The organism is Pirellulales bacterium, assembly GCA_019694455.1.
Taxonomy (GTDB): domain Bacteria; phylum Planctomycetota; class Planctomycetia; order Pirellulales; family JAEUIK01; genus JAIBBY01.
On the sequence record JAIBBY010000082.1, the window covers coordinates 1 to 11,950 of the forward strand.

The 11,950-nt window shown below is 64.6% G+C and carries 9 protein-coding genes; 6 read left to right on the top strand and 3 right to left on the bottom strand.

Annotated features, from left to right (window positions below):
- Positions 1–1,086: DUF1501 domain-containing protein (locus K1X71_19915; protein MBX7075416.1), on the top strand; the 1,086-nt coding region annotated here is incomplete at its 5' end.
- A gap of 13 nt (positions 1,087–1,099) precedes the next feature.
- Here K1X71_19915 and K1X71_19920 read toward each other — a convergent pair.
- Positions 1,100–2,371, bottom strand: coding sequence for a PQQ-like beta-propeller repeat protein (locus tag K1X71_19920; protein MBX7075417.1), 1,272 nt, complete (start codon positions 2,369–2,371; stop codon positions 1,100–1,102).
- A 189-nt stretch (positions 2,372–2,560) separates the two neighbouring features.
- Here K1X71_19920 and K1X71_19925 point away from each other — a divergent pair, with 189 nt between their 5' ends.
- Positions 2,561–3,400, top strand: a complete 840-nt coding sequence (locus K1X71_19925) for a tetratricopeptide repeat protein (protein MBX7075418.1) — start codon at positions 2,561–2,563, stop codon at positions 3,398–3,400.
- 22 nt (positions 3,401–3,422) lie between these two features.
- On the opposite strand, the gene K1X71_19930 is transcribed toward K1X71_19925, so the two are convergent.
- The gene (locus K1X71_19930; protein MBX7075419.1) at positions 3,423–3,830 is read right to left on the bottom strand and encodes a hypothetical protein; all 408 of its coding nucleotides are present in this window, start codon (positions 3,828–3,830) and stop codon (positions 3,423–3,425) included.
- Positions 3,831–4,048: 218 nt separating this feature from the next.
- Here K1X71_19930 and K1X71_19935 point away from each other — a divergent pair, with 218 nt between their 5' ends.
- Together K1X71_19935 and K1X71_19940 are read left to right on the top strand one after the other, a co-directional pair.
- Positions 4,049–6,526, top strand: a complete 2,478-nt coding sequence (locus tag K1X71_19935) for a response regulator (protein MBX7075420.1) — start codon at positions 4,049–4,051, stop codon at positions 6,524–6,526.
- A 101-nt stretch (positions 6,527–6,627) separates the two neighbouring features.
- Positions 6,628–8,484, top strand: coding sequence for a hypothetical protein (locus K1X71_19940; protein ID MBX7075421.1), 1,857 nt, complete (start codon positions 6,628–6,630; stop codon positions 8,482–8,484).
- A 21-nt stretch (positions 8,485–8,505) separates the two neighbouring features.
- Here the strand turns inward: K1X71_19940 and K1X71_19945 are convergent, their stop codons facing one another.
- Positions 8,506–9,198, bottom strand: a complete 693-nt coding sequence (locus tag K1X71_19945) for a hypothetical protein (GenBank protein ID MBX7075422.1) — start codon at positions 9,196–9,198, stop codon at positions 8,506–8,508.
- A gap of 189 nt (positions 9,199–9,387) precedes the next feature.
- Here K1X71_19945 and K1X71_19950 point away from each other — a divergent pair, with 189 nt between their 5' ends.
- The gene (locus K1X71_19950) at positions 9,388–11,058 is read left to right on the top strand and encodes a LamG domain-containing protein (protein MBX7075423.1); all 1,671 of its coding nucleotides are present in this window, start codon (positions 9,388–9,390) and stop codon (positions 11,056–11,058) included.
- 100 nt (positions 11,059–11,158) lie between these two features.
- Positions 11,159–11,890 carry a class I SAM-dependent methyltransferase gene (locus tag K1X71_19955; GenBank protein ID MBX7075424.1) on the top strand — a complete coding sequence of 244 codons (732 nt, stop codon included), beginning with the start codon at positions 11,159–11,161 and terminating at the stop codon, positions 11,888–11,890.
- Positions 11,891–11,950 lie beyond the last annotated feature (60 nt).

The window sequence follows — 11,950 nt, forward strand, 5'->3', positions numbered from 1 at the left end:
CGACTGGCGCCGCACATGAACAAGGTGGCGCTCGTCCGTTCGCTAGGGCATAGCGATCCGGCGCACCTCTCCAGCGGACATGCCACGCTGACGGGCCATTTGGCCCCCCAACTCAATAGCGACGCCGCCCCGCCGAGCGATCGCGACACGCCGGTGATCGGCGCCACGCTGGCGCGTGTGCGACAGGCGCCGGGCGTGTTGCCATCCGCGGTCACCATGCCATGGCTGGCCTACCATCCGGCGGCGCCGGGCGGACAGGCGCCAGGGCAGCATGGCGGCTGGCTGGGGCACAGCTACGATCCCATGTTGCTGACCGGCGACCCCGCCAAGCCCGAATGGAACGTCGACGAGTTGAACCTGGCGCAGGGCGTAACCAGCGCGCGGCTCGACCAACGGCAGCAATTGCTGCAAGCGGTCGACGCCACGCGCGCGGAACTGCACGCGGCCGGCGGCGCCGCCGATCTGGAGCAGTGGCAATCGCGAGCGCTGTCGATGCTTACCTCGCCAGAGGCGCGCGCCGCGTTCGATCTGGGACAGGAGTCGCCCGCCGACCGCGATCGTTACGGCCGCAATACGCATGGCCAATGCGTGCTGCTCGCTCGGCGCCTGGTCGAGCATGGCGTTTCGCTGGTGTGCGTCAACTGGCACAACGACGGCCGCAGTTTTTGGGACACGCACGGCGACAACTTCAATCGGTTGAAAAACGATTTGATTCCGCCCGCCGACCAGGCGCTGGCCGCGCTGCTGGAAGACCTGGAGGCGCGCAACATGCTGGACGACACGCTGGTGGCCTGGGTCGGCGAGTTCGGTCGCCGTCCGCAGATCACCAAGGCCAACGCGGGGCGCGAGCATTGGCCCTTCTGCTACAGTGGCCTGTTAGCGGGCGGCGGAATTCGCGGCGGCGCCGTCTACGGCGCGAGCGACTCGCAGGCCACGCGCCCTTCGCAAGATCCGGTCACACCGCGCGATTTCGCGGCCACCATGTTCGCCGCGCTCGGCGTTTCGCCGGAACTGAAGCTCAACGATCGACTGGGCCGACCGATGGCGATTTGCGACGGCCAACCGATCGCGCCGCTCTTTGGCTAGGAGGCTCGCAGCCCTATTTGCCGCGAATGTCGTACGCCAGCAGCACCCCCTGATCGCGCAGATACAAGACGCCATTGGCGATGATCGGATGGGGCCAACTGGGCTGCGCGCTGCGGTCTGGCTGCTCGAACTGCCCATGCAATTGAAAGCCATTGGGCTGCGCCTCGACCAGACACACCTTGCCGTCTTCGCTGCGCGAGTAAATGCGCCCGTCGGCGTAGAGCACGGCGCATTTGCCTGGCGCGCGGTCGGCCCATTTGACCTTGCCGGTTTTGAACTCTAGGCAGGTGAGCAATCCCGGATCGTTCGAGCCGTAGAGATAGTCTCCCACCAGGACCATGCCACCATGGTGGTTCTTCATGCTCTTGGTGAAATAGATTTGCTTGGCGGTGACGGTCTCGTCGTCGCTTTCCAGTTCGACCAGTCCGCCCCCTGTGCCGTAGCCGCTGGCGGCGAAGACCAGCGGACCAGAGGCGACAGGAGTGGAGATGTTGGCGGTGCCGTTGGCCGGCGCGTTGTAGCGCCACAAAAACTGCCCGTCGCGAGCGCGCACGCCCAACAATCCCTGCGCGGTGAACTGCACATATTGCTTGGGTCCGGCCGCCTTCGAAACGATGATCGACGAGTAGCCGGCGCCGTCGCCAATGGGAGACAGCCAAACCGTTTCGCCGGTGGCCTTGTCGACCGCCGCGAGGGTCGCCTTGCTGCCGCCGGGCGTGAACAGCACCCACGGTCCATCGACGAGCACCGATTCGGAATATCCCCAATTGGGGATCGCGCCGCCGAAATCAGCCACCAGGTCACGTCGCCAGATGATGCGGCCGCTGTGAGCATCGAGGCAAACCAGGTCGCCGTTTAAGCCCAGCGTGTAGAGGCGTCCTTCGTCGAAGGCGGGGGTCGAACGCGGGCCAGGATAACCGGCGCCGTCGTGCCGCACGGGGCCGATGGTTGTCGCCCAATGCTCCTTGCCTTGCTGCGTGGCGTCGAGCGCGATGACCTGCTCGTTGCCATCGCGGTTGCCCATGGTGTAGATCACGCCATCCATCACGCTAGCGGTGGAGTATCCCTCGCCGATGGTGTCGACTTTCCAGGCCAGCCGCGGTCCCTCTTCGGGCCAGGCCTTGAGCAGTCCCGTTTCGAGACAGACGGCGTTGTGCAGCGGTCCGCGCCAGCAAGGCCAGTTGCCGCTATCGCTCTCGGCCGCCTGGGGGCGCGGGCTGGCAATGCATAAGACCAAGAGCGTCGGCAACAACGGCTGCCAAGCGTAGATTCGCCTCGATATCATCTTCCTCGTCCGTTGTCGCGCGGGCTGTGTTCTGTAGGCTCCCAAGTCGGTCAACTGAGTCTAACAGGCCCGCAGTCCCCCCGACAGCATTGGTGGTTAGCCGAGCAAACCGCTTTGGCTGTCGGGGTTTTGGTTGGTTTCCTACAATGGACGGCGATTCGCCCGCAATTTGCACATGTCCGGGGTGTCATGTCGGATCGTTTTGCCAACGACGTGGAATTCAACAAGCTGTGCGCCGGTGAGCCCGCGCAGCTAGTGGGCGTGATGCTGGAGATCGCCGCCGACGAGTACCCGCATCTGGAGCGAGAACCCGTGGATCGGGCGCTGGCTCGTCTGGGGGCGGCGGCCCGCCGGCGGCTACGGATGGCGGGAGACGATTTGTCGCTGCACGACAAACTCGTCGAGATTTCACGCCTCTTGTTTGTGGAAGAAGGGTTCCACGGCAATCGTGAGGCGTATTACGACCCCCGCAATAGCTATTTGCACGAAGTGCTTGAGCGGCGGGTGGGCATCCCCATCTCACTGTCCATCGTCTACCTGGCGGTGGCGGCCGCGGCCGGGGTTGAGGTGCGGGGTGTGCCGACGCCGGGACACTTTTTGCTGTCGGCCGTCGGCGACGCCGAGGTGTGGTTCATCGATCCCTTCGGCGATGGTGAAGTGCTCGACTTGAACGGCGCGCGCGGGCGGCTGATTGAGCTGTTTGGAACTCACGGCGCTGTCAGCGACGAGGCGTTTTGCTCGGCGAGCAACTTCGAAATCGTCGTCCGCGTTTTGCGCAATCTGAAGGCCGCCTACGCCATGGACGACCGCTGGGCCGAAACGCTGCCGGTGCAAGAGCGGTTGGTGGCGATGATGCCCGAGCGCCAAGAGGAGCGGCGCGATTTGGGGCTGATCTTGCTGCGCACTGGCAGGCCGCATCAGGCGCTGGCGTGGCTATGTCCGTATGTCGAGCAGTGCGACGCCGACAACGCGCGAATGATGCAGCCGTATCTGAAGACGGCGCGGAAGATGGCGGCGGAGATGAACTAACCGGCGGATTCGCCCCGCCTGCCTACGAAGCTTGTGCGTCGGTCGGTTCGAGATTGATGCGGCCCAAGAACATGCAGCCGATCTGAAACAGAGCGCTGGCGCCTTGCGCCACCCGCTTGGCGTAGCGCACCTGTGCGGTGATATAGGTGAATTTGGGGGCGGCGCCAAACGCGACCACAATCAAGTCGTGATCTGGCAGTTCGTCCGCAAAGTACGAAAAGCCGCCGGTCGACAAGTCGTGACAGAGCACCGGTTGGTACTCGTCGTTCTCCGGCATCCGCGCATCGCGAAAGGGCGCGACGAACTGGTGGCAAGGATAGGGACGGCGCTGTCGGTCGCGCCGTTCCGATCCGCGACCGGAGCCTGGCCGGTGAGCCAGGTCGTGCACGAACTCGAAGAATTGTTCGTCCTTGGCGTAATCGACCGTCATGGGCGCTGTTTCAAAGAGTCCCCGACCCGGCCAGCTCCCCCAGCGGCCGCGCGGATTTGGGAGATCATCGGTTAGTTAACTTTAGGTCATGCGCGGCCGGCGCGCCCGAAGCGAAGGCGGGTTGGGTGGGGCCGCTTATGGTGGTTGCGCCACGCCCGGCGACCGCGCGACCCGCTCAAAAGGTTCAATTTCCGCTCCGGGGGCCATACACTCATCGTATGGACCTTGCCCAAGCGATCGCCGCGTGGACGCTCACAGCGCTGGCGCTGGCCGCCGTGACCGCGATTGTCGCGCGGCGCTGGCGCCACGCTTCACAGCCACCGGACGAAGTCGCGGAATTGAGACGACGCTGCGCCGAGCTGGAAGCGGAAATTGCCCGCCAGGCAGCGACCGAGCAGTCGCTGCAACACTCGGTGGAAAAATATCGAGCGCTGGTCGAGCATGCCAACGATGTGGTGCTGATCGCGCAAGACGGCGTGATGAAGTTCGCGAATCCGCGAACCGAATCGGTTCTGGGGTACCGTCACGAAGAGTTGGTGAGCATGCCGTTCACCGATCTGATCGTGCCCGAGGATCGCGCGATGGTGCTCGATCGTTATTTGCGTCGCTTGCAGGGGGAAGACGTTCCGTCGCGTTACAAGTTTCGCATCTTGGCGCGTGGGGGCGAACCGTCGTGGGTGGAAATCAACACGTTGGTCGTGCAGTGGGAGGGACGACCTGGCTCACTGTGCTTTTTGCGCGACGTGAACGATCAGGTGCGCGCCGAAGAGCAGATTCGCGAGGCGCAGGCCGCGGCCGAAGAGGCCAATCGCGCCAAGAGCCGATTTCTGGCGAACATGAGCCACGAACTGCGCACTCCGATGAATGGCGTGATCGGGCTGACCGAGCTCACGCTCTCCACTCCACTGGCCGCTGAGCAGCGAAGCTACCTCGATGGCGTGCTGGAATCGGCCGAGTTCATGCTCTCGCTCATCAATTCGATTCTCGATTTCTCCAAGATCGAGGCGGACAAAATCACGCTCTCCGCCGCCGAGTTCCGGCTGCGCGGCGAGCTGAGCGACACGATCAAGATTGTCGCCTTGCGGGCCGCTGAAAAGGGGCTGGAGCTGGCCTGCGACGTGCGGCCCGATGTGCCCGACTATCTGATTGGCGACGCGGCGCGCTTGCGCCAAGTGTTGTTCAATCTGGTGGGCAACGCCATCAAGTTCACCGCGCAGGGAGAAGTGTCGCTGATTGTGGAGCGGGACGCCAGCGCGGCAGCCGACGCGGGCGGCGTAGCGCTGCGATTTACGGTGCGCGACACTGGCATCGGGATTCCGGCCGAGAAACAAAAATTGGTGTTCGAGGCGTTTCAGCAGGCCGACGACTCGATCACGCGGCAATATGGCGGCACGGGCTTGGGGCTGGCGATCTGCCGGCAATTGGTCGAGCTGATGGGAGGGAAGCTCACGGTCGAAAGTCGGCCGGGCCACGGCAGCGAGTTCGCGTTCTCCGTGGAGTTTGCGCTGGCTCGAGCCGCCGAGGAGGATGGCGCGCCAGTCGATGTGCGTGGACTGCGGGCGCTGGTGGTCGACGGGCATCCCGTCACACGGCAGGCGATAGTCGACATGCTCTTGGCGTGGCGCATCGACGCGACCGCCGTCGATTTTGCCAGCGAAGCCGGCGACAAGACCTTTGATTTAGTCATCGCCGACAGCCGCGCGGCCGACATTCCGAGCTCGGCGCCGCTGGTGTTGGTTGTGGCGCGGCCGCGGCCTGGCGACACGCGCGAAGCGGCGGCGCCCGCCGGCGCGGTGTTGGTCACGCGTCCCGTCACACCGTCCGATCTGCTCGAGGCGGTGCTGCGCGCGCGCGCGGGCGCTAATGCCGGCCAGACGCCCACGCCGGTGACGAAGCGCATCGCCGAAGCGGCCATATCCCTCCGCGTGTTGTTGGTGGAAGACAACGCCATCAACCAGCGCGTAGCCATCAGTTGGCTGGAGAAGCGCGGGCATCGCGTGGTGCTGGCCACCGGCGGCCAGCAAGCCATCGACATGTTGGCCGGCGCTCCGTTCGATGCGGTGCTTATGGATTTGGAAATGCCGGGGATGGGAGGCGTTGAGGCGACCGCGCGGATCCGCGCCGCCGAGGCCGATGGCGGAGGCCGCATCCCGATCATCGCCATGACCGCCCACGCGCTGCCCGGCGATCGCGAGCGCTGTCTGGCAGCGGGCATGGATGACTATCTCTCCAAGCCGGTTCGGCCGGCCGAATTGTTCGCCACGGTGGAGCGCTTTGGCGGCCGCGACGGGGACTCACGCGCCGAGCCGCGGCTGGCGATGGAAGCCCGGCAGCACGCGGCCGATTGCCTGTTCGATCGCGATGCGGCGCTGGAATCGGTGGGGGGAGACGCCGCGCTATTGAGCGAGATCATCGACATCTTTTTGGCCGATTGCCCCAAGTGGCTGCGCGATCTGGAGGCCACGATTGGCGACCAGCGCGGCGACGAGGCGCGGCGGTTGGCCCACTCGCTCAAGAACTCGGCCGGCTATTTTGGCGCCAGCTCGATCCGCCAACAGGCGTTCGCGCTCGAAGAGGCCGCGCGCGATGGACGGTTGGACGAGGCGCGCGACATGCTTGCCGCGCTGCGGGCCGACTTGGAGCGCCTGCTGCCAGAACTGGCCGCCTGCCGCGACGATCTTGCCTGTCGCGAGTGAATGGCCGCCGGTATCCGGAGATCGGCGGTTTGCCAAACGCGGTCTGGCGCGGTTAGCTTGTCGGCGAAGTTCGAGTCATTTGACGTCACAAGGATTTTGTCATGCGCGCGATGCTCCGGTTGGTAGTGCTGTTGTTGGCTTGCTTGGCGCTGGGCGCTGGTGCGACGCGCGGCGAAGAGGCGCCGCTGGTCGTCGTGTGCCTGGGGGACTCGATCACCAAGGGGGTCCGCGCCGGAGTCACCGCCGATCAGATCTATAGCCAGCAGTTCGAGCAAGACCTGCGCAGCAAAAAGCTCAACGTGCGCGTGATCAATCAAGGGGTGGGGGGCGAGACGACCGCCGGCGCGCTCCAGCGACTCGATCGCGATGTGCTGGCGCATCATCCGGCGCTGGTGACGTTGATGTACGGCACCAACGACTGCTACGTCGACGCCGGCCAGCAGCGGAGCCGACTGTCGATCGACGAGTATCGCCAGAACTTGGAGCAACTCATCGCGCGGATTCGCGCGGCGGGCGCCGAGCCAATCCTGATGACGCCGCCGGCTTACGCGAGTCAGTCGCCCGCCAATGGCCTGGGAGAACATGGCAATGTGCGACTTAAGGAGTACGCCGCCGCCTGTCGCGCCGCGGCCGAGCGCCGCGACGTGCCACTGGTCGACCACTTCCAAAAATGGCACGACGCGCTCTCGCGCGGCGAGGCGCTGGAGGGGTGGACCACCGACGGCTATCACCCCAACACGATCGGGCACTCCGGCATTGCAGAAAGCATGCAAGTCGCCGAAACAGCCATCCGCGACCTGCTGGCCGGCCCGGTCGATTTTGATGTGCGCGTTGAGGAGGTGCTTTCGCACGACGACGGCAAATCGCTCTGGTATCACCCGCGGGCTACCATCAATTTGTCGAGCATCACGGGCGATCCCGGGTATCTGATGACGCTGCAGAAGCATCTGATGGCCGACGATCACTACGGCGGCCTGGCAGTGACGCGCCCCAATAACGATGGCGGCTGGGCAGCGCCCGAACCGGTTCCCGCGCTGGCGTGGCGCAAGAACAAGGCGGGCGAGACGATCGCCGTTTGCGACGTGACGCCCGGCTACCATCCGCCGTCGGGCAAGGTTCTCGCGCTGGGGGCCAAGATTCTTTACGACGACGCCGGCAAGCAACTCACCAGCACGCGGCACGCGCATCAGGTGGCCTATGCCATCTACAACGGCCGCGATTGGTCGGAGTGGAAGTTGCTCGAATTGCCCGATGACGACAAATACTTTTTGGCGACGCCGGGCTGCGCGCAGTGGATTGTCGAGCCGGATGGCACAATCCTGTTGCCGATCTATCACCAGGGACCGACCGGAGAGGTCTATGCCGCGACCGTGCTGCGCTGTGGTTTCGACGGGCAGGAAATGAAGCTGCTGGAGCAGGGGACGACCTTGGAACTGGCCGAAGTGCGCGGGCTGTGCGAGCCGTCGATCACACGGTTTCGCGGGCGATACCATCTGACACTGCGCAATGACCTGAAGGGCTACGTGACAACGAGCGATGATGGCCTGCACTATGCGCCGATCACGCCGTGGCTGTTCGACGATGGCCAGGAGCTGGGCAGCTACAACACGCAGCAGCACTGGATCACGCACTCCGGCGGATTGTTCCTGGTCTATACCCGTCGCGGCGCCGACAACGATCACATCGTTCGCCATCGAGCGCCACTGTTCATGGCGCGGATCGATACGGGCGCGCTGCGAGTGCTGCGCGCGACCGAGAAGATCGTCATACCGGAGCGTGGCGGCGAGTTGGGGAATTTTGGCGCCAACGCCGCGTCGGAAAATGAAGCGTGGGTGACGGTGGGAGAAGGGGTGTGGAACGACGACGCGCGCCGCCGCGGCGCCAAGGGAACGGTGTTCATCGGCCACATCCAGTGGAGTCGGCCCGATCGGCTGCGCGCCGGTTGGTTCGATAGTTAACCGCGGGCGGCGCCGAAGACTTCAGATGATCGTCGTCGGCGGCGGAGCCAGGTTCCAAAGCGCCGGCAAGCCCACCAGCCAGCGCAGCGCGAGGGTGACGAACAGATAAAACGCGTAGTGGACCGCCGCGTTTTCGAACGACAACTCGAACGTGAGGAACGCCGTCAGCGCCCCCACCGCCAGAAACGGCACGGGAATGAACAGCCAGTTCCAGTTGTTGGCGAACATCGACTCTGGCACATAGTAAAAGCCGACCCACAGCCCGGCGTAAACCAGCCCACAGATGCCGGCGCGCAGCCACAGTTCGGCGCCGCGATACGAGTCGAGTTCGCTGTCGCGCAGGATTTCGTAGCCGCCGACGCAGAGCGGAATGGAGATCGCGGCCAGTCCCACGGCCAAAAGCGCCCGCGAGCCGAGCAGAAAATCGCCGGCGATCCAGGCGACAAACACCACCAGAATGGACCCGCCGACCATTCCCGCGGCCAGCACCGGATTGAGCTCGAACTTTTTGCGCCGGATCGGCTTGGGGTCGTTCGACGGGGCGCCGAGTTTCGTCCCCTTGTCGGTCGCCTCGGGGGCGTGGATCTGGATCTCTTCTGCTTCCGGAATCGTGATCGTGGCCTTGCACTTGGGGCAGGGGCCCTGTTTGCCGGCGAATTTCTCGCTGACACGAAACTGGGCCTTGCAGTTGGGACAAAGGACCGCGATGGGCATGAGTGAGTCGATTCGGCCGTTGGTGGAGCGGGGACTAGAGATATTCCGAGGGAACCCAAGTGTGCTGGCGACCGTTTGGCAAGTCAAGCAGCGCGGCAGCCGCCGCGGGCCGACTGGTGGTGGCGCGGGTCGCGGCGGCGTATGTTGTGAACACGATACGCCAGTCTTTTGATTCCATTGAGGTGAACGATGCGCCGTGGCTTGGTGGCTTGGTCCTGCGGAACAATGCTCTGGGCGCTCGCTGCGCCACTCACTGCGCCGCTAACCGCGGCCGATGCGCCACGGCTGGTTGCTCATTGGCCGCTGACCGCCGACGCGCGCGACGTGGGACCGCTTCACTTGCCAACCGAAGCCAGTGGCGTGAGCTTTGGCGCCGAGGGACCAACCAGCCAACTTGCCACCGCCGCCACGTTCGACGGCCGCGCGAGCCGACTTGTTGTCCAACCGGCCGACGCTGCGCGGCCGGGCGCGGGAGACTTCACGATCGCGCTGTGGGTTCACACCGATGAGACGACTCGCGACGATCTGGGCGACCTGGTCAGTTGGTTCGACCCCGCGCGGCGGGTGGGTTGGCAGTTGGGATTGGCCACGCGGAGCGGCGTCACCTCGAACCAGGCGAATACCCGGCAACTTAGTTTTGGCACGGACGCCGGCAGCGAGCCGCGCTGGCAAGATGAGGGGCGGCCGGGCGAGGCGCTCTTCGCCTTCGCGCTGGCCGTTCACGATGGCGCGCTGCATGCGGGGACGTGCGAGCCCGCCGCTGACGCGGCCGGGCATGTGTATCGCTACGCCGGGCCCAATCAGTGGGTCGACCTGGGCGCGCCGGATCGGGCCAACACCATCTCGGCGATGGCGCCGTTTCGTGGCCGGTTGCACGTCGCTTCGTCCAAGTATCGGCTCAAGGGCTCAGCGCTGCCAGAATCGGAAAACCCGCATGACGGCGGACGCGTGTATCGCCTGGAGACGGATGGCCATTGGACGCAGGTGGGCGAGTTGGCCGGGCATGCGGCAGTTGGCGGAATGGTCGAATACGACGGTCAGCTTTACGCGTCGTCGCTCTATCCGCCGGCGGGCCTGTATCGCTGGGACGGCGACGGCGCTTGGGAGAGTGTGGCCACGCCCGGCGGACGGCGCGTGGAACCGTTGGCGGTGTACGACGGCGCGCTATGGGCGGGCAGCTACGACGGCGGGTATGTCTTTCGCTACGACGGCCAGTCTTGGCGCGAGTACGGCCCGATCGACGGCAACACGCAGACCTACAGCTTTGCCATGCACCGCGGCAAGCTGCACGTAGGAACCTGGCCCAGCGGCAAGGCGTATCGACTGGAACAAGACGAGTGGCGCGACGCTGGTCGCCTGGGCATGGAGACCGAAGTGATGGGCATGCTGGTCTACAACGGCAAGCTGTATGGCGGAACGTTGCCGCTGGCCGAGGTGTATCGACTGGATGGAGACAACACCTGGACCCAGATCGGCAGGCTCGACCACACGCCCGACGTCACCTATCGCCGCGCTTGGACCATGGCCCAGCACCAGGGCCGGTTGTTCGTCAGCGCGCTGCCGTCGGGCAAGATTCATTCGCTTTCGGCTGGCGCGTGCGTCACGCTCGACCGGGCGTTTCCCACCGGTTGGCGACAGGTGACCGCGGTGCGCCAGGCCGATCGGCTACGTTTGTACATTGATGGCGAGCAGGTGGCCGAGTCGGCGCCGGGGGGCGCGGATTTCGATTTGTCGCCCGCCGCGCCATTGGTCATTGGCCATGGCGCGGGAGATTACTTTCGCGGGCGATTGTGTGATGTGCGGTTCTACCACGGCGCGCTGAGCACGGAGGCGGTGCGAGATTTGGCGCGAAGCCGTTAGTTGCCCCAGAGACCGCGCGGCCGCGAACGACCTAACTACTCAACAACGCTAATCGGCGAAACAAACCAACACACGCTCTACCTGGGTGGAGGTCCGACGAATGTCGCAAGCGATGCAGGCACTTTACGACCGCATCTATCACGATGAAGCGAAAGACTGGACTCCCCGCAAGCCAAAGCCGGAGGCCATTACGACCAATCGGTACGACGATACGATTCGGCTGCTGCGGGGCGAGCCAAAGCGATCGAGCTTGCTGGAGATTGGCTGTGGGGCGGGGCAAATGGCGATTCCGTTGCTCAATTACTACGACCGCGTGACCGGCATTGACATCTCCGAACGGCGAATCGAGATCGGCGCCGCGAAGATCGCCGAGCGCTTTCCCGAACTGGCTCACAGGATCGATTTGCGACACGGGAACATCGATGTGCCCCTGACGTTCGCGGACCAAACTTTCGACGTGGTTGTGGCCTGCGCGGTGATCGAGCATGTGTTTGACCCGTTTCATGCGCTGGACGAGATCGCGCGAGTCCTCAAGCCGGGTGGAGCGGTCATGATTACTGTTCCGAACATCTGCTACATCAAGCATGCGGTTGGATTGTGGCTGGGTCGATTGCCGCGCACCGGAATCTCAACCAACGACATTCGCGTCTGGCGAACTCAAGGTTGGGACGGGGGCCATCTCCACTACTTCTCCAAGCATCAATTAACCGAGTTGTTGCACGAAACGGGCTTCACCCCCGAATTTTGGACCTCGGACGGACGTTGGGCAAAGCTGCGGCGGCGCTGCACCAATTTGATGGGCAATCTGACGGTCCGCGCCCGGAAGCGATAGACGTTGGACTGTGATCGCGGTCTCGCGACTAAGCGAGGGGACGCCGCGACTTCATTGGCG